General features: G+C 63.9%; 18 protein-coding genes. 12 read left to right on the forward strand and 6 right to left on the reverse strand.

Going from position 1 to position 16801, the window contains the following annotated elements:
- Positions 1-430: 430 nt before the first annotated feature.
- Positions 431-1420, forward strand: coding sequence for a zinc-dependent alcohol dehydrogenase family protein (locus tag NCS03_RS17015; RefSeq protein WP_250529445.1), 990 nt, complete (start codon positions 431-433; stop codon positions 1418-1420).
- Between the two features lies 1 nt (position 1421).
- Here NCS03_RS17015 and NCS03_RS17020 read toward each other — a convergent pair whose 3' ends face one another.
- Together NCS03_RS17020 and NCS03_RS17025 are read right to left on the reverse strand one after the other, a co-directional pair.
- Positions 1422-2126 carry a Crp/Fnr family transcriptional regulator gene (locus NCS03_RS17020; RefSeq protein ID WP_008353439.1) on the reverse strand — a complete coding sequence of 235 codons (705 nt, stop codon included), beginning with the start codon at positions 2124-2126 and terminating at the stop codon, positions 1422-1424.
- Between the two features lie 75 nt (positions 2127-2201).
- Positions 2202-2855: a glutathione S-transferase family protein gene (locus tag NCS03_RS17025; RefSeq protein WP_250529446.1), complete on the reverse strand. Its 654-nt coding sequence runs from the start codon at positions 2853-2855 to the stop codon at positions 2202-2204.
- Between the two features lie 174 nt (positions 2856-3029).
- Here NCS03_RS17025 and NCS03_RS17030 point away from each other — a divergent pair, with 174 nt between their 5' ends.
- Positions 3030-4403 (forward strand): polyhydroxyalkanoate depolymerase, encoded by a 1374-nt coding sequence (locus NCS03_RS17030; RefSeq protein ID WP_250529447.1) that lies wholly within the window; start codon positions 3030-3032, stop codon positions 4401-4403.
- Between the two features lie 2 nt (positions 4404-4405).
- Here the strand turns inward: NCS03_RS17030 and NCS03_RS17035 are convergent, their stop codons facing one another.
- The 3 genes from NCS03_RS17035 to NCS03_RS17045 are packed head-to-tail and all read right to left on the reverse strand — an operon-like array spanning position 4406 to position 6765.
- Positions 4406-5740 carry an ATP-binding protein gene (locus NCS03_RS17035; protein ID WP_250529448.1) on the reverse strand — a complete coding sequence of 445 codons (1335 nt, stop codon included), beginning with the start codon at positions 5738-5740 and terminating at the stop codon, positions 4406-4408.
- Positions 5737-6450, reverse strand: a complete 714-nt coding sequence (locus tag NCS03_RS17040; RefSeq protein ID WP_250529449.1) for a response regulator — start codon at positions 6448-6450, stop codon at positions 5737-5739. Before NCS03_RS17040 ends, NCS03_RS17035 begins: the two co-directional genes overlap by 4 nt.
- Positions 6451-6462: 12 nt before the next feature.
- Positions 6463-6765: an EF-hand domain-containing protein gene (locus tag NCS03_RS17045; RefSeq protein ID WP_008353431.1), complete on the reverse strand. Its 303-nt coding sequence runs from the start codon at positions 6763-6765 to the stop codon at positions 6463-6465.
- A 259-nt stretch (positions 6766-7024) separates the two neighbouring features.
- Between NCS03_RS17045 and NCS03_RS17050 the strand changes: the two genes are divergently transcribed.
- From NCS03_RS17050 to NCS03_RS17095, 10 genes are all read left to right on the forward strand, one after another.
- On the forward strand, positions 7025-7378 hold the full coding sequence (locus NCS03_RS17050; protein ID WP_250529450.1) for a hypothetical protein: 354 nt from the start codon (positions 7025-7027) through the stop codon (positions 7376-7378).
- Between the two features lie 118 nt (positions 7379-7496).
- Positions 7497-7778: a DUF3303 domain-containing protein gene (locus tag NCS03_RS17055; protein ID WP_008353429.1), complete on the forward strand. Its 282-nt coding sequence runs from the start codon at positions 7497-7499 to the stop codon at positions 7776-7778.
- A gap of 176 nt (positions 7779-7954) precedes the next feature.
- The gene (locus tag NCS03_RS17060) at positions 7955-8791 is read left to right on the forward strand and encodes a 3-oxoadipate:acetyl-CoA acetyltransferase (protein ID WP_008353428.1); all 837 of its coding nucleotides are present in this window, start codon (positions 7955-7957) and stop codon (positions 8789-8791) included.
- A 228-nt stretch (positions 8792-9019) separates the two neighbouring features.
- Positions 9020-9712 carry a FadR/GntR family transcriptional regulator gene (locus tag NCS03_RS17065; RefSeq protein ID WP_008353427.1) on the forward strand — a complete coding sequence of 231 codons (693 nt, stop codon included), beginning with the start codon at positions 9020-9022 and terminating at the stop codon, positions 9710-9712.
- A 133-nt stretch (positions 9713-9845) separates the two neighbouring features.
- A complete protein-coding gene (locus NCS03_RS17070) occupies positions 9846-10796 on the forward strand; it encodes a dihydrodipicolinate synthase family protein (protein ID WP_250529451.1) in 951 nt (316 codons plus the stop codon).
- 313 nt (positions 10797-11109) lie between these two features.
- Positions 11110-12282 (forward strand): ABC transporter substrate-binding protein, encoded by a 1173-nt coding sequence (locus tag NCS03_RS17075; protein ID WP_250529452.1) that lies wholly within the window; start codon positions 11110-11112, stop codon positions 12280-12282.
- Positions 12283-12362: 80 nt separating this feature from the next.
- Positions 12363-13439 carry an ABC transporter ATP-binding protein gene (locus tag NCS03_RS17080; RefSeq protein ID WP_008353423.1) on the forward strand — a complete coding sequence of 359 codons (1077 nt, stop codon included), beginning with the start codon at positions 12363-12365 and terminating at the stop codon, positions 13437-13439.
- The gene (locus tag NCS03_RS17085; RefSeq protein ID WP_250529453.1) at positions 13436-14299 is read left to right on the forward strand and encodes an ABC transporter permease; all 864 of its coding nucleotides are present in this window, start codon (positions 13436-13438) and stop codon (positions 14297-14299) included. The genes NCS03_RS17080 and NCS03_RS17085 overlap by 4 nt, the downstream gene beginning before the upstream one ends.
- Entirely contained in the window at positions 14299-15207 is a 909-nt protein-coding gene (locus tag NCS03_RS17090; RefSeq protein ID WP_033536134.1) for an ABC transporter permease, read from the forward strand. The genes NCS03_RS17085 and NCS03_RS17090 overlap by 1 nt, the downstream gene beginning before the upstream one ends.
- Complete coding sequence (locus tag NCS03_RS17095) at positions 15204-16139, forward strand: aldose epimerase family protein (RefSeq protein ID WP_250529454.1); 936 nt, start codon at positions 15204-15206, stop codon at positions 16137-16139. The genes NCS03_RS17090 and NCS03_RS17095 overlap by 4 nt, the downstream gene beginning before the upstream one ends.
- A 111-nt stretch (positions 16140-16250) precedes the next feature.
- Here the strand turns inward: NCS03_RS17095 and NCS03_RS17100 are convergent, their stop codons facing one another.
- Positions 16251-16703, reverse strand: coding sequence for a response regulator (locus NCS03_RS17100; RefSeq protein WP_008353416.1), 453 nt, complete (start codon positions 16701-16703; stop codon positions 16251-16253).
- Positions 16704-16801: the final 98 nt, after the last annotated feature.

Raw genomic sequence — 16801 nt, forward strand, 5'->3', positions numbered from 1 at the left:
ACTGGACGCCGCAGATAAGTTTAATCGCGCCGCATGTAATGGGTTCCATCGCCGATGCGTTCGTAAGGCACGCTTCGGATCGCGAACTTGCCGCGCCGCAACAGCGATGATGTCCGAACCAAACAAGCAAGTCCGATGCCGAAATGTGTCGCCGACACATGTTCGCTTCGTGACTGCATGAGTCAAGTTTAGTACGACAATCTGACCGTTCAGCGACAGTCATCGGAGGCAAATCGCCGCACGCGCGAGCAACCGATGCGCGATGCGTGCGCCGCATCATCGCGTGATGTGGTGTAACCAGAATGCCCGGCGAGCGTGCATCGGTGCACCAAGGCGGCTTCGCGCGCCCCAGCGCATCGCGCGTGCGTGCCGTTCGTTTGCTGCTGCGACGGACAACACGCTGCGCTGCAATATCGATGGAGATGAATTCATGCGCGCAATGGTCTTCGACGGCAACGGTCCTTTCCTGCAGTTGCGCGATCTGCCCGATCCGGTGCCGCGCGCAGGTGAATTGCTCATCGACGTCCATGCGTGCGGCGTGTGCCGCACCGATCTGCATGTAGTCGACGGCGAGCTCGCGCATCCGAAGCGGCCCGTGATACCGGGCCACGAGATCGTGGGAATGGTCGCGCGGCTCGGCGCGGGCGTGACGAACTTCGCGCCCGGCGATCGCGTGGGCGTGCCGTGGCTGGGCCATACCTGCGGCCGTTGCCGCTACTGCATCGCCGGCCGCGAGAATCTCTGCGATGCGCCGGGTTTCACCGGCTATACGATCGACGGCGGTTACGCGCAACGCGTCGTCGCCGATGCGCGCTACTGCCTGCATCTGCCGCAACGGTATTCGGACGTGGAAGCCGCGCCGCTGCTGTGCGCGGGACTGATCGGCTATCGCACGCTCGCGATGGCCGGCGACGCGCAGCGCATCGGCATCTATGGCTTCGGCGCGGCCGCGCATATCGTCGCGCAGGTGGCGAAGCATCAGGGGCGCGCGGTCTATGCGTTCACGCGTCCGGGCGATATCGCGGCGCAACGTCTCGCGCTCGCCCTGAAGGCGCATTGGGCGGGCGGCAGCGACGAGACGCCGCCCGATGAACTCGACGCCGCGCTGATCTTCGCGCCCGCCGGCGCGCTCGTGCCCGCGGCGCTCAAGGCGGTCGCGAAGGGCGGCGCCGTGGTGTGCGGCGGCATCCACATGAGCGACATTCCTTCGTTTCCGTATGCGCTGCTCTGGGGCGAGCGGCGCGTCATGTCGGTGGCGAATCTCACGCGCGAGGACGGCCGCGCGTTCATGGGGATCGCCGCGCAGTTTCATTTGGATCTGCACACGACGCCTTATCCGCTCGACGAAGCGAACCGCGCACTCGCCGATCTGCGCGACGGCAAGCTGACGGGGGCGGCGGTGCTGACGGTCCGCGCGTGAATCAGTGATGTTCGAGCATCGCGCGATCGACGATGCGGACCTGACGCCCGTTGAGCCCGATCGCGCCTTCGCGCTGCAGCTTCGAGAGCGTGCGGCTCACGGTTTCGAGTTCGAGCCCGAGATAGCTGCCGATATCCGCGCGCGTCATCGGCAAGAGCAGATCGACCGGATGTCCGCCGGATGACGTTGCGCCCGCGTCGAGGCGTTCGGCGAAATCGAGCAGGAACGCCGCGACGCGTTCGCGCGCGGGCATGGTGCCGAGCATCAGCGCGAGACGCGATGCGCGCACGATCTCCGCGCTCATGATCGCGAGCAGTTCGTGCTGCATCCCCGCGTATTCGCGACACAGCGGTTCGAGAATGCCGACCGGCATGATCCGCACGACGCTCGCTTCGAGCGCGACGGCGTCGCTTTCATGCCGGTTCGTGCATATGCCGTCGAGACCGAGCGTTTCGTTTTCGAAGTGAAAGCCCGTGACCTGCGTGTGCGGCGCGCTGTCATCGTCGCTGCTGGGGAATGTCGCAACGGTCTTGAAGCAACCGCTTTGCACCGTATACAGGCTGCGCAACGGCTCCCCCGCGCAATACAACGCATCGCCACGCTCGACGGTGCGCGTCGGAAACGGGATCGCGTCGGTGTCCGAAAAGCGGACGTGCAACGTCGGCGCGCGCCGGGTCGAAGCGCCTGCATCGATTGAAGGTTCCATTGCGACTTCCTCCTTCAAGACCAGTATGGTTCACGAATGGAGGAAAAGAAAATCGGCCTGACTCGCGCGACCGTTTCAGAACTCGATATCGAGTTCGTCGATTTCCTCGGCTTCCTGTTGCGCATCGGCGATCCAGCGGCGCATCTCCGGCATCGCGAGAATGCGCTCGCCGTACGCGACGATATCGGCGTCGAGCTTGACATCGTAGGTGACGAAGCGCGTGACGACCGGCGCGAACATCGCGTCCGCGCCCGTCCGTTCGCCGAACAGATACGGACCACCATACTGCGCGAGACATTCATGCCAGATCGTCACGATCCGCTCGATGTCGGTCTGCGCGCGCGCCCATACCTTGAAGCCCGGAAAGTGCGCCTTCAGGTTCATCGGCAGGGCGGAGCGCAGTGCGGCAAAACCCGAGTGCATCTCGCCGCAAATCGCGCGGCAATGCGCGCGTTCGGCGCGCTCCTTCGGCAACAGGCCGGCATCGGGGCATACTTCATTCAGATATTCCGCGATGGCGAGCGTGTCCCAGACCTTGATGCCATCGTGAAAGAGACACGGCACGAGTATCGATGGCGACAGCAAAAGCAGTTCGGCGCGCGCGCCGGGATCGTCGGCGGGCATCACGACTTCCTCGAACGGCAGTCCGCTGAACTTCGTGAGCAGCCAGCCGCGCAGCGACCAGGACGAATAGTTCTTGCTGCTGATGGTGAGCGTGGCGTTCGCCATGAGTCGTTCCTCGCGCGTCGTGCACCAAGACGGATCGAGCGCGGTGCGCCCAAGCACCGAAGCGCGGCAAAACGCGCTCGTGAATGGCATCTGTGCAAAGCCTATGCCAATCGCGTGACATATGAAGGCCCATGTAGCCATCGATTGGCATGGCTATTGCCTCCTTTCGTCGCCATGAATCCGTTCACCTATGCGGGCTATCAGGCCTGGTCCGATTCGATGCTGCCGATCCGCCACGCCGCTACGCTCGTCGAAGGCGCGCTGCGTGTCTGGAAGGGTATCGGCGAGACGCCGCAGGCCCGCGGTATGGCGGCGCTCTGCGAACAGGTCGCGCTCGCGGGCCTGACGCACGCGCGGCCGCCATTCGATATCGCGCCGGTGCAAGCCGAAGGCAAAACGATGCGCGTCCTGGAAGAAGTCGCGGCATCGACGCCGTTCTGCGATCTGCTGCATTTTTGCAAGGACGATGCGTCCATCGTGCAGCCGCGCGTGCTCGTTATCGCGCCGATGTCCGGCCACTTCGCGACCCTCTTGCGCGGCACCGTGCAGACGATGCTCGCCGATCACGACGTCTATATCACCGACTGGCGCAATCCGCGCGACGTCTCGCTGATGCACGGCCGCTTCGGCTTCGACGAATACGTGCAGCACATCATCGATTTCATCGAGACGATCGGGCCGGGCGCGCATCTGCTCGCCGTCTGCCAGCCGACCGTCGCGGCGCTCTCGGCGGTTGCGCTGATGGCCGAGGACCGGCATCCCGCCGAGCCGGCGAGCATGACGCTGATGGCCGGTCCCATCGATACGCGCGTGAACCCGACGCGCGTGAACGAACTCGCGAAAAGCAAGCCGATCGACTGGTTCGAGCGCAATCTCATCAGCATGGTGCCGTTCGGTTTCGCGGGCGCGATGCGGCGCGTTTATCCGGGCTTCGTACAGCTGGGCGCGTTCATGTCGATGAATCTCGCGCGTCACATCGAATCGTTCGAGGAGATGCATCATCAACGCGCGAAGGGCGACGTCGCGAAGGCCGATGCGATCCGCGTTTTCTACGAGGAATACTTCGCGACGATGGACCTCACCGCGGAGTTCTATCTGGAAACCGTCGACACCGTGTTTCAGCGGCACGCACTGCCGCTGAAGCAGCTCGAAGTGCGCGGCCGCAAGGTCGATCCGTCGGCGATCCGGCGCACCGCGCTTTTCACCGTCGAGGGCGAGCGCGACGATATCTGCGCCGTCGGCCAGACGCTCGCGGCGCAGGATCTGTGCGACAAGCTGCGGCCGTATCTGAAGGCGCATCATGTTCAGACGGGCGTCGGCCACTACGGCGTGTTCAACGGCAAGCGCTGGGAGCAGCAGATTTATCCGCGCATTCGCGCATTGATCCACGACAACGAGCCCAGTCCCGCCGGTGTGAATGCGCGCACGCAGCCGATGGTGCCCTTGCACGCAATCGCGCCGCTCGCACGCGAATCCTCGGTCGCCGAGGATCAGGCGCAGACGGCGAACGAGGGCGATGACAAACAGGCGATCGCCGATCCCGAATAACGCTAGCTCGAGAGCGGCAGAACGATGCGCGACTCCGCGCCGCCGCCGTCGCGCGCGCGCAGTTCGAGCGTTCCGCCGTGCAGCCGCGCGATGCGCTCGACGATTGCAAGTCCGAGGCCCGTGCCCTTCGGCTGGCCTTCGCCGCCGCCGCGCTTGAACGGCTGCTTCAGCGCTTCCGGATCCTGACCGCCGAGGCCTTTTCCGCGATCCGCGATCACGACGCAGGCCGTGTTCGCCTCGCGATCTGTCCACGTCCGCACTTCCAGGCCGACTACGCCGTAGAGCACTGCGTTCTGCATCAGGTTCATGAGCATCCGCATCATGCTGATCGGCCTGAACGGGAACGGTTCGATCTCGCCGAGATCGAGCGCGAACTCGTGCCCCAGTCCGGCGAAATCGGCGGCCAGATTGGCGATCAGCGCGTTGAGATCGCCGACGACGGGCGTTTCCTTCGCGCCGCTGCCCGCGTAGTCCATGAACTGCTGAAGAATCGTATCGATGGTGTCGAGATAGCCTTCCGCCGATGCCGCGAAAGCCGCGTCCGTCGATGGCACGGCGGACATCGCCATGGCGAGGCGCAGCTTGGTCATCGGCGTGCGAATGTCGTGCGAAATGCCCGCGAGCATCAGCGCGCGCGTGGCGTCGGCTTCCTTCAGCGCGGCCGTCATGCGATTGAAGGCGCCGCTGACCTGGGCGATTTCCGTCGGACCGTCGGTCGGCAGGACGCCCGGCTCGCCGCCCGCGGACACGAGCCGAGCGGCATCGGCGAGATGCGCGAGCGGACGGTTCAGATGGCGCTGGATCACGTACGCCGTCGCGAACGCGAGCGCGCCGAGTCCGAGCGAAAGGAAAAGGGCGGTCGCGAGGCCGTCGTCGTGCGCCGCTTCGGGCACCGGCAGCGCCAGCCAGCGCGGCTCGCCCGCCAGATGCGCGCGGATCCACAAGCGCTGCTGACCGTCGTCGGACGCTTCTGCGCCTTGCCAGCGCACGAGCATGTCGGCGGGCAGATGCGCGCGCAGGCTCTCGATGAACGTCCGGCGCTGATACGTTTGATAGAAGCGCAAGCGCGATCCCGGCGCCATGTCGCGCGCGCCGGCGGGCAGTTCGGCGCGAAGGTCGAGGTTCACGGCGACGCTTTGCGCGGCTTCGGGCGGCGAAGTTTTCAGGAGCGTATCGAGCGTGACGATATAGCTCGCGAAGGTCGCCGCCGCGCGCTCGATGCGCGGCGTCTGGATGAAATGGAGCAGCACGGCGATCGCGCACACCTGGCTCACCGCGACGAGCGCGACCAGCAGCAGGATGTTGCGCGCGAAGAGCGAGCGCGGCGCCCACTTCACGATTCGATTTCCGCGAGCAGCATGTAGCCGACGCCCCACACGGTCTTGATGAACCGAGGCTTGCCCGGATCTTCCTCGACGATCTGACGCAGCCGCAACACCTGCACGTCGATGCTGCGATCGAGCGCGTCGTGATCGCGGCCGCGCGTGCGGGCGATGAGGTTGTCGCGGCTGACCGCGCGGTTCGGCGACGAGCCGAACGCCGTGAGCAACTGCATCTGCGCGGAATGAATCTCGAACGGCTCGCCGCCGCGATACAGCTTTTGCTTCGCGAGATCGAGGCAGAAATCGCCGAAACGGATGCGCTGCTGCGTATGCGTCGGGTCGCCCGCCGCAATCTTCTGGCGGCGCAGCAACGCACGCACGCGAGCGACGAGTTCCTGCGGCAGAAAGGGCTTGGCAAGGTAATCGTCGGCGCCGGTTTCGAGGCCGACGACCTTGTCGACCGGATCGCCTTTCGCGGTGAGCATCAGGATCGGCAGCGTCTGGCCTTCGGCACGCAGGCGCTTGCAGACCGAGAGGCCGTCTTCGGGCTCCATCATCCAGTCGAGCACCAGCAGGTCGTAAGGCTCGCGCTGCAAATAGCGGTCGAGCCGATTGCCATTTTCGACGACGCGTACCTCGAAACCCTGCGAACTCAGAAATCGCTGCAGCATGTTGCGCAACTCGGCTTCGTCGTCAAGCACGATGATCTTCGGCAGGGTTTCCATGGAGGCTCCGGGTCAGCGTTGCGCGGCGTGCTCGTGCATGAAGGCTTCGATTTGCGGCAGCGTGACGTAGCCGTTCTTCTGCGTGTCGATTTCGTCGAAGTGCTTGGCGACCATCGGCATGCCCGTGGATGCCTGCTCGCGCGTGAGCTTGCCGTCGTGCGTGGTGTTGGCGCTCGAAAAGCGCGTCTGCAACTGGCCGAGCACGTGTTCGAGGCGCGGGCTCGCGCCCATCGGCTGCGTAGCGGTCTGCGCGAACGCCGCGCCCGACGTGGCGCACGCCGCGCATGCCGCAAGGATGACAAGAATCTTTCGCATGGCTCTCTCCCCTGATTCGCTACGGATGAACGTCGACGGTGATGCCATTCTATTGAGCCGCGCGGCGAACGCAATCTTGGGGATGCTACGAATCATGTCGCCGTATTTCGCGTTCGATGCCGCGCATTCGCGCCGACATCACGCGACATAAGTTACGGCTCACGCATCGGGCAGGGCTTCGCTATCGTTCTCATCGCCGGCAGTTGCATTTCTTTGTTGCTGCCGTATTCAACGTCTCACGATGCATGAGGACTTCAACATGAATTGCCGTTTGCTCAGCGTTTCCGCCGTTGCCGCCATCAGCCTGACCTGCGCGAAGACCGCATCGGCTGGAACGAGCGTGCAGGTTTCCTACGTCGCGCCCGCCGTCGTTTACGCGCCGCCGCCGCGTCCCGTGTACTACTACGCGCCGCCGCCGAGGCCGCAGTATTACTACGTGCCCGCGCGCACGATCGTCGTCGAGCCGGCGTTCGCGCCGGTGGTGGTCGCCGCGCCGCCGCCGCCTCCGCCGCCGCAGCCTGCGGTCATCGTGACGCCGTATGGAGTTGCGCCTGCCGTCAGAGTGACCTACGCGCAGCCGGTGCTCGCGACGCCCGTCGTCGTCATGCATTGAGCAATGCGATCCACGGCCGCCTCCTATACTGGATGAACCGCATCGGCGCAACTGCCGATGCGGCGGCGAGCCCGGCGCGTCGCGCCGTTTCATGGCGTTCCAACAGGAGGATCGAGCCATGCTATTCATCGTCAACTGGACTGCGCAACCCGAGGCCGAACGACTCGCGGCCGAGCGATTCCTGCAAACTCGCGGCGCGCCGCCCGACGGCATTCATCTGCTGGGCCGCTGGCATGCGATCGGTTCGATCTGGGGTATCGCCGTGTGCGAATGCGACAACGTCGAGCCGCTCGCGCAATGGGCGCACGAATGGGCCGATTTGTTCATGTTCGACATCAAGCCGGCGATCACGGACGAGCAGGTCGGAAAAATGCTCGCCGAGTATGCGCAGCGACAGTAGCGGGGCAAGCGGCCCGATTCGTCGTACGAACGCGCGTCGAGAGCTTAGGGTTTGCGTGGCTTGCAGCGGCACGGAGAATGCCTCAACATCACAAATGTACTAGTTAGTTCAAATTTGAGCGCCATATTCGATCTCCGCGAAGTTGTTTCAAGCATGGCGCCGTCAAGGAGCGAAGCGTGACCCAATCCCCTACGAAAGAACCTTGCGTCATATCGGTTGCGATCACCGGCTCGGTGCCGCGCAAGAAAGACAATCCTGCCGTGCCGATCACGATTGCCGAGCAGATCGAAAGCACGCACGAGGCGTATGAAGCGGGCGCGACGCTCGTGCATCTGCATGTGCGCGACGAGGATGAACGATCGAGCTCGGACCGGCACAGGTTCGCGGAATTGCAGGAAGGCATCCGCAAGCATTGCCCTGACATCATCATCCAGTTCTCGACGGGCGGGCGCGGGCGTTCGTTCGAGCAGCGCGGCGCGATGCTGGACTTGAAGCCTGACATGGCGTCGCTCGCGACGGGATCGGTCAACTTTCCGACGATCGTCTACGAGAATCCGCCCGATTTCGTGCGCTCGCTCGCGCAGACGATGCTCGATCACAACGTGAAGCCCGAGATCGAGATCTTCGATCTGGCGATGCTCTATAGCACCGTCGATCTCGTGAATCAGGGTTTGTTGAAATCGCCTGTACACGTTCAGTTCGTGCTCGGCGTGAAGAACGCATTGCCCGCGCGACGCGAGATTCTCGAGTTCGAGGTCGAGCAGTTGAAGAAGAATCTGCCGGATGCCACGTGGACGGCTGCGGGCATCGGGCGCCATCAGCTCGAAGTGAATCATTGGACGTTGCAATTGGGCGGACATTGCCGAACGGGACTCGAAGACAACGTGCGCTGGGACAAGGACACGCTCGCGAAGAGCAATGCGCAACTCGTGAGCCGGGTGGCGTCGTTATGCGCGGAGTACGGTCGGCCGGTGGCGACGGCGAAGGAAGCGAGGAAGCTGTTGTCGATCTGAATTTCGATGGCGATGGCCGAAGCGCGCTTGCGGGAGACCGCGGGCGCGTTTTTGTTTACGCTGCGCAATATCGCTTCGCATGCCGAAATGTCATTCACGGCTCGCACTTCGCGTGCGGTGAAATACTGAGCATGGGACAGGCGGCTTGCGGTGCCTCGCGCGAAAATCTGCCTGACAAAATCTGCCTTACAATCGGTCTCCACCCTGACAAGCACGTCACGCGCGAACATGAACGAGCGTAAGTCATCCGGCCTCGCCGACCGGATTTATAGCGACATCCTCAACAGCATCATCGAAGGCGAGTTCAAGGAGGGCGACCGGCTCCTCACCGAACACGCGCTCGCGGAACGATTCGCCACCTCGCGTCCGACCGTGCGCGAGGCGCTCGCGCGGTTGCGCGCAGACGGCATCATCGTGACGCGGCGCGGATCGGGAACGATCGTGGGTCGCCGCCCCGATCCCGACGTGCGCCGCTTCGCTCCGCTGGAAACGCTATCCGACATTCGTCGCTGCTACGAATTTCGCGTGGTGACGGAGTCGGGCGCGGCGGAACTGGCCGCCGTCAAGGCCGAGGAGCAAGACATCCGCGCGATTCAGGACGCGTGGGATCAGCTCGAACGCGTCGTCGAAACGCAGGAGGGCATCGGCGCGAAAGACGATTTCGCGTTTCATCTCGCGGTCGCGCGAGCGTCTAAAAATCAGTTCTTCATCACCGTGCTGTCGTTCATCGAAGAACAGGTCGAAGTCAGCATGAACCTGTCACGCAACCTGTCGTACGTGAAGACGCTCGAACGCCAGCGTCTCGTTCAGAGAGAGCATCGCGAAATCCTCGAAGCGATCCGCGCGCGCGATTCCGCCCGAGCCGGGCAAGCGATGAAGGCGCACCTCGAGAACGCGGTCGAGCGCATGTTCGGTGAATAATTTCGACCCGACAGTTGTCACACAACCTTAGCCAACTTGCGATAAACCGGCTCCCTCCCGGCAAAGTTGTTTGACAACTTTAACCCGCCTTGCTACCTTCTGCGGACCTTTTCCGTCGATTCAGCGAGGCGTCATGAATACCGATCCCATCGTCGTCAGCGAGTTTTCCGCATCCGTCATGGCGGTGCCGCCCCTGGCGCGTCGCCCGGATTATTCGCTCGATCCCAAAGCCAACCGCAGGCTGATCGCTCATATCGAGGCCGGCGGCGTCTCCACGCTGCTTTACGGCGGCAACGCGAATCTGTACCACGTCGCCGTCAGCGAGTTCCGGGAGTTGCTTGACATGCTGGCCGAGTCGGCTGGCCCGCGGACTCGCGTCATTCCGGCCATCGGCCCTGACTACGGGAAGATGCTCGATCAGGCGCGCATCCTCGCGCAGACGGGCTACCGCACCGCGATGATCCTGCCGCTCGCGGGTTTCACCACGCCGGAGGGCGTCGCGCACGGCCTCAGACGTCTTGCCGATGTGGCCGGCATGCCGTTCACGCTCTATATCAAGAGCGAGAGTTACATCGACGTGGACGGGCTTGCCGGCCTCGTCGATGACGGCACGCTGCTCGCGGTGAAATACGCGATTCAGCGGGCCAATCCAGCGGACGACGGCTATCTGCGGCGCTTGCTCGAAAGCGTGCCGGCGTCGAAGGTCGTGTCGGGCATGGGCGAGCGCCCCGCGCTGGTTCACACGCGCGACTTCGGTCTCGCGTCATGGACGACCGGCTCGGGATGCATCGCGCCGCACGCAGTGATGGCGCTGCTGCGCGCGGCAAAAGCAGGCGGCACCGGGGCTGATTCCATCTACGAGCACTTTATGCCGCTCGAAACCCTTCGCGACGAAGTCTCGCTGATCCGCGTTCTGCACGACGCCGTGACCTTGTCGGGCATCGCCGACATGGGCCCGGTACTGCCGTTGCTGAGCGCGTCGCCCGAAGCTGCGTTGCCGGCCATCGAACGTGAAGCGCGCGCGCTGCTCGCATTCGATGAAACCCTCCGCGTTTCCGGGAAACGTGCAGGAAACCCCAGTTAAATACAGGTTAAAGCGGGAGGTAACAAGCGCTCGGGGTATATCCCGAGACGGCTTGCAAAGCGCTATCGGCAGAGGAAAAAAGCCGGTTCGGCTGTTTCGGTAACAGCATCGGCGGGTTGCGATTTGCTTGACATCCTATAACCTCGTTAGCTATTTTTCAGCATCCAAGCCGCAACGAGGACGCACGCGCACGATAGACACGCAAGAATCAGAACGAAGTACAAACAGGCCGGCGATCAACACAATCGACAACATCGACGATCCGACCGGACCTCTTCCCGACCAGCGGTTGCGAGAGAAGTGAGGAGACAACATGGCTTTCAAGGCAGGACTGTCAGTGAAACTGGCGGCGATTTGCGTCGCCGTGAGCGCGGCTTTCGGCACGAGCGCGGCCCACGCGGCCGATCCCGTGTCGATCAACATCGTCGACGTTGCAGGCAATCTGCAACTGACGCAAAAGGGCTTCGAGGCGTTCAAGGCCAAGTATCCGAACCTCGTGTCCAGCATCACGTTCACGAATGCGCCGGCGCCGCAACTGCCGGGCAAGATCAAGGCGATGCAGGCGGCGGGGCGCTCGGACATCGACCTCGTCGTGACGGGCACCGACGCGCTCGCGGCCGGCATTCAGCAAGGTCTGTGGGAGAAGCTTCTGCCCGACAACGCCAAGGCATTCCCCGGCGTGCTCGACAAGTACGCGCCCGGTCCGCGCAAGATGCAGGACATCGCGCAGGGCTACGGTCTGGAAGTGACGTACATGCCAGCGGGTCCGCTGCTCGAATACAACCCGGCCAAAGTCACCGATGTCCCCAAGACGCCGGATCAACTGCTCGCGTGGTGCAAGGCGCATCCGAACAAGCTGATCTACGCGCGTCCGGCCAACTCCGGCCCGGGCCGCACCTTCCTGATGGGCCTGCCGTACGTGCTCGGCGACAAGGACCCGATGGACCCGATCAACGGCTGGGACAAGACCTGGGCGTTCCTCAAGCAACTGAACGACTGCATTCCGTACTACCCGGGCGGCACGTCGGCCGTGATGAAGGAGCTGGGTGAAGGCACGCGCGACATGACCGTCACCGTGACGGGCTGGGACATCAATCCGCGCGCGCTCGGCATCGTGCCGGCGGAATTCAAGGTCGGCGCATTCGACAACATGACGTGGGTCAACGACGCCCATTACATGGTGATTCCGAAAGGCGTGCCGAAGGAAAAGCTCGACGTGCTCTACAAGCTGATGAACTTCATGCTCGAGCCGGCGCAGCAGGCGCTGACATATGACGATGGCTATTTCTATCCTGGCCCGGCGGTGAAGGACGTGCCGCTCTCGATGGCGCCCGCGAAGAGCCAGGAAGTCATCCAGAAGTTCGGCCGTCCGGAATACGCGAAGCTCCTCGCCGACCGTCCGCACGTACTGCCGCTGAACGCGCAGGCGATGGTCGCCGCGTTCCAGAAATGGGACCGCGAAATCGGCGCGGCGAAGACGAAGTAAGTCGACGTATCGGTGTGATGAGACGGCGACGTTCCTCGCGAGGAGCGTCGCCGCTTGTACAAAAAAGCGCAGGAAATGTCATGAAGCACACTTTTGAGCAGTTGCGCCTCGACTCGGTCTCGCGCAGCTTCACCAACGCCGAAGGTCAGCAACTCGCGGCGTTGAAGGGACTCGATCTGAACATCCAGCGCGGCGAGTTCATCGCACTGCTCGGACCGTCGGGCTGCGGCAAGTCGACCGCGCTGAACTGCATCGCCGGATTGCAGCCGTTGACCGGCGGCGGCATCTGGCTCGACGACAAACGTATCGACGTGCTGCCGCCCGAAAAGCGCGGCTTCGGCATGGTCTTTCAGAACTACGCGCTGTTTCCGCACATGTCGGTGCTGGACAACGTCGGTTTCGGATTGAAGATGCGCGGGGTATCCAAGGCCGAAGCGACGAAGCGGGCGAAAGCCGCGTTGCAACTCGTGCAACTGATCGGCCACGACGCCAAGCTGCCCGGTCAGCTTTCCGGCGGCCAGCAACAGCGCGTGGCGATCGCGCGCGCGATCGTCATCGAACCGCCGCTCGTTTTGATGGACGAGCCGCTCTCTAACCTCGACACCAAGTTGCGCATCGAAATGCGCGCCGAGATTCGCCGCATCCACGGCAAGCTGGAGCGCGCGACGATCTACGTCACGCACGATCAGGACGAAGCGCTCTCGATGGCCGATCGCATCGTCGTGATGAAAGAGGGCGTCGTGCAGCAGGTCGCGTCGCCGAAGGAAGTCTATTCGCGTCCGAAGAACCTGCACGTCGCGCGGTTCATGGGCTTTCGCAATGTCGTGCAGGCGACGCTCGAAGGCACGCAGGGCGATTGCGTCGCGGTGAACGCGAACGGCGTCAGGCTGCTCGGCACGCCGATGGAAGGCTTCGACAGCAAGCGCGTTGCGGTCGCGCTGCGTCCGGAAGACATGGAGCGCGTCGCGCCCGGCACGGAAAACGCGTTCGACGCGCACGTCGAAGTCGTCGAGTACGGCGGACGCGATTCGCTCATCATCATCGATACGGCGTTCGGCAAGCTCTGGGCGCGCATCGCGGGCGAATGCAGCGAAGGCGAGCGCATCACGCTGCGCGTCGCGCCTTCGAAGACGCTCGTGTACGGAGAAGAAAAATGATCGCGCTTCCCGCGCAGCGCGATCCGAAGGGCTGGCTCGTAGCGCCCGCGCTCGTCTTCATTCTCGCGCTGTTCATCTATCCGTTCGCCTATGGGCTGATGCTGTCGTTCAATCCGATGAACGGCGGCGGCATGTGGGCGAACTACGTCACGTTCTTCACCGATTCGTCGATGTGGCCGACGATCATCGTCACGCTCAAGCTCGCCGTGCCCGCGACGATCATCAACGTCGGCGTATCGGTGCCCGTCGCGTTCGCGCTGCGCCGCACGTCGCCGTGGCAGAAGTTCGCGACGACGCTGCTCGTCGTGCCGGTGACGCTCGGCACCGTGCTGATCGCCGACGGCATGCTCACGTACTTCAGTCCGAACGGCTGGTTCCCGCAGGCGTTGCAGGCGCTGCATCTCTACGGCGATGAAGTGCGTCTCACGCACAACTACTGGGGCGTGCTGATTTCGCTGATCGTGTCGGGATTTCCGTTCGCGTTTCTGCTGACGCTTTCGTACGTGACCGGCATCGATCCGACGCTCGCGCGCGCGGCGGCCACGCTCGGCGCGAATCCGTGGCAGCAGTTCCGTCAGATCTATCTGCCCTTGCTGTTGCCCGGCCTCACGATGACCGCGTGTCTCTCGTTCGTGCAGGCGTTCTCGGTGTTTCCGTCGGCGGTGCTGCTCGGCGCGCCGGCCGGCCCGACGCGCGTGATTTCGATCGCCGCATCGGAGGCTGCGTTCGAAAACTACGACTACGCGCTCGCATCGACCATCGCGATCGTGATGGGCTTCGTGCAGTTGCTCGTGGTCGGCGGCATGCTCGGCGCGCGCCGCTTCTTCTATACGGGTCCGGTGACGGGAGGCAAGGGATAATGACGACCGATAACCGCGCGGCGTCCGGCTGGCAGGCCGGCGCCCCGACTCGAAGCACGGGCAAACAGATGAAACAGCAAGCGAGCCTGCGCGCCAGGCTATGGAAGTTCTTCGTCTGGACGACGATGGCCTTCTTCCTCGTCAACGTGCTGCTGCTGATCGCGACGGTCGCCGTGAATTCGGTGGCGACGCGCTGGTTCGGCACGCTGCTGCCGCAAGGCTTCACGCTGCACTGGTACGCGCAGGCGTGGAGCGACTTCCAGCTTTCGAGCGTGCTGCTCGTGACGCTCGAAGTGGTCGGCGCGGTCGTGCTGCTGTCGATCGCGCTCGGCGTGCCCGCCGCGTATGCGCTCGCCCGCGTGCAATTCCCCGGCAAGCGTTTCGCGATGCTCGTCTTCCTGCTGCCGCTGATGGTGCCGCCCGTGACCTACGGCATCCCGATGGCGACGGTCATGTACAAGTTCCATCTCGCGGGCACGCTGACCGGCGTGATCCTCGCGAACCTGGTGCCTGCGCTGCCGTTCGTCATTCTCGTGATGACGCCGTTCATCGAGCAGATCGATCCGAATCTGGAATCGGCCGCGCGCATCTTCGGCGCGAACACGGCGAAGTATTTCCGCTACGTGCTGCTGCCGCTGCTCGTGCCGGGCATGCTGGCTGCCGGCTTGCTGGTGCTGGTGCGGACCATCGGCATGTTCGAGCTGACGTTCTTCACCGCCGGTCCGACGACGCAGACGCTCGTCGTCGCGCTGTACTACGCGGTGTTCTCGACGGGCGTGCGCGCGCCGCAGTCCATCGACGCGATGGCGATGATCTACATGGCCATCACGATGATCTGGGTGCTGATCGCGTTGCAGTTCGTGAGCCCGACGCAGCTCGTGTCGCGCGTGAAGGAACAGAAGCAGTGACGAAATTTCGTGCAGTTGGAGAGCTGAACGCGGAACCGCGCCTGAGTATCGCGAGCGGGCCGCATGTGATCGAAATCGCGCCGATGGCGGGCGGGCGCATCACGCGCTTCGCCACGCGGGATGCGCGCGGATTGCATGACTGGCTCGCGCCGGTGACAGTCGCGAGCTGGTCTTGCGATGCGTGGCCCAAGGGCGGCAGCTATCCGCTCGTGCCGTTTTCGAATCGCGTGCGCGATGCGCGTTTTCCCGCGCCGGACGGTTCCGTCGTCGAACTGGCGACGTTTCCAGGCATGACGCACGCGTTGCATGGATTCGGCCAGTACGCGGCGTGGAGCGTCGAGTTGCACGAGGCGGATTGCGTCGTGATGCGTTACACGCATGGCGAGGGCGAGCACGGCTGGCCGTGGGCGTTCGAGGCCGTGCAACTGATCGAGGCCAATGCGGATGGCGCGCGGCTGTCGATGCGTGTCGCGAACCGGTCGTCGAGCCCGATGCCGGTCGGCCTCGGTTTTCATCCGTATTTCGGCGCGCTGGAAGCCGAACTCCATACGACGACGCATTGGCGTCACGAAGCCGAAATCGCGATCGAGCCGACGGACGAACGTCCCGCGCTTCTCCACCAACGCGAGACGGAAGGGTACACGCGCTATCTGAGCGGCTGGGACGGCCGTGCGACGCTGCATTACGCCGACGGCCGCACGCTCGGATTGATCGCCGACGACGCGCTCGGTCACGTCGTCGTGCATTGTCCGGCCGGGGCGGGTTATCTGTGCGTCGAACCGGCGTCGCACGTGAGCGACGGCTTCAATCTCGCGGCGCAGGGCTTGCGCGGGACGGGCATCGCCGTCATCGAGCCAGGTAGTGAAATACAGGCGTCGCTCTCGATGGCAGCCGGCGCGAACCCGGCCCGGCACGACGGCGCCGCCGCCTGACGCGCGCTTCGACACAGGCGCGCTCGCGGACCGCGCGGCAGCGCGATGCGTTCGCGGGCAGCACGCCCCCGACGATGCAAATATCCGTGTTCATGGCGCACCTCCATCGACTCAGCGCGTGAGCGGCATCGAAAAGAACGATTCGACGAGATCGACGATGCGCCACGTCGCGCAAGGCCGACGGCAATGGGCGTCGAAACCGGCGTCCTTGAGCGTCTGCACCGGATCGGCGGGCCACACGTTGCTCATCGCGACGAGCAGGCGGCCGGTGACATCGCCGTCCGTACTCAACGTGCGCAGAAAGACGTAGCCGGATTCGTTGTCGAGGCTCGTGTCGAGAAGCAGCGCGTGCGGATGCCAGCTATTGACCAGCGCGCGCACCGACTTCAGATCCTGCGAAAGGATGACCTGCAAGCCTTTGAGCCGAAGTTGCACGGCGAGCGAATCGCCGATCGACTTGTCCTTGTGGGCGATCAGCACACGGCGCGATGCGTCTCCGGTACGCGCCCGCTTGATGCGCCACAATGCGAATTCGCTTTCGCTGGCGGCCAGACGGCTTGACATCTCATCCTCCATTCTCGTTTTGGGTTACGTGGTGATTCGACTGCGTTCAGTTTCGGCCGAACGTGCCGGTCGCTAAACCCGGCGCGGGAGGGGAACGC

This window comes from Caballeronia sp. ATUFL_F1_KS4A (assembly GCF_023630905.1).
Taxonomy (GTDB): Bacteria; Pseudomonadota; Gammaproteobacteria; order Burkholderiales; family Burkholderiaceae; genus Caballeronia; species Caballeronia zhejiangensis.

What these genes read in the sequence shown, in the direction of transcription:
- NCS03_RS17015 (WP_250529445.1), top strand. Translation starts at nt 431, where the DNA reads ATGCGCGCAATGGTCTTCGACGGCAACGGTCCTTTCCTGCAGTTGCGC.
- NCS03_RS17020 (WP_008353439.1), bottom strand. Translation starts at nt 2,126, where the DNA reads ATGGAACCTTCAATCGATGCAGGCGCTTCGACCCGGCGCGCGCCGACG.
- NCS03_RS17025 (WP_250529446.1), bottom strand. Translation starts at nt 2,855, where the DNA reads ATGGCGAACGCCACGCTCACCATCAGCAGCAAGAACTATTCGTCCTGG.
- NCS03_RS17030 (WP_250529447.1), top strand. Translation starts at nt 3,030, where the DNA reads ATGAATCCGTTCACCTATGCGGGCTATCAGGCCTGGTCCGATTCGATG.
- NCS03_RS17040 (WP_250529449.1), bottom strand. Translation starts at nt 6,450, where the DNA reads ATGGAAACCCTGCCGAAGATCATCGTGCTTGACGACGAAGCCGAGTTG.
- NCS03_RS17045 (WP_008353431.1), bottom strand. Translation starts at nt 6,765, where the DNA reads ATGCGAAAGATTCTTGTCATCCTTGCGGCATGCGCGGCGTGCGCCACG.
- NCS03_RS17050 (WP_250529450.1), top strand. Translation starts at nt 7,025, where the DNA reads ATGAATTGCCGTTTGCTCAGCGTTTCCGCCGTTGCCGCCATCAGCCTG.
- NCS03_RS17055 (WP_008353429.1), top strand. Translation starts at nt 7,497, where the DNA reads ATGCTATTCATCGTCAACTGGACTGCGCAACCCGAGGCCGAACGACTC.
- NCS03_RS17065 (WP_008353427.1), top strand. Translation starts at nt 9,020, where the DNA reads ATGAACGAGCGTAAGTCATCCGGCCTCGCCGACCGGATTTATAGCGAC.
- NCS03_RS17070 (WP_250529451.1), top strand. Translation starts at nt 9,846, where the DNA reads ATGAATACCGATCCCATCGTCGTCAGCGAGTTTTCCGCATCCGTCATG.
- NCS03_RS17075 (WP_250529452.1), top strand. Translation starts at nt 11,110, where the DNA reads ATGGCTTTCAAGGCAGGACTGTCAGTGAAACTGGCGGCGATTTGCGTC.
- NCS03_RS17080 (WP_008353423.1), top strand. Translation starts at nt 12,363, where the DNA reads ATGAAGCACACTTTTGAGCAGTTGCGCCTCGACTCGGTCTCGCGCAGC.
- NCS03_RS17085 (WP_250529453.1), top strand. Translation starts at nt 13,436, where the DNA reads ATGATCGCGCTTCCCGCGCAGCGCGATCCGAAGGGCTGGCTCGTAGCG.
- NCS03_RS17090 (WP_033536134.1), top strand. Translation starts at nt 14,299, where the DNA reads ATGACGACCGATAACCGCGCGGCGTCCGGCTGGCAGGCCGGCGCCCCG.
- NCS03_RS17100 (WP_008353416.1), bottom strand. Translation starts at nt 16,703, where the DNA reads ATGTCAAGCCGTCTGGCCGCCAGCGAAAGCGAATTCGCATTGTGGCGC.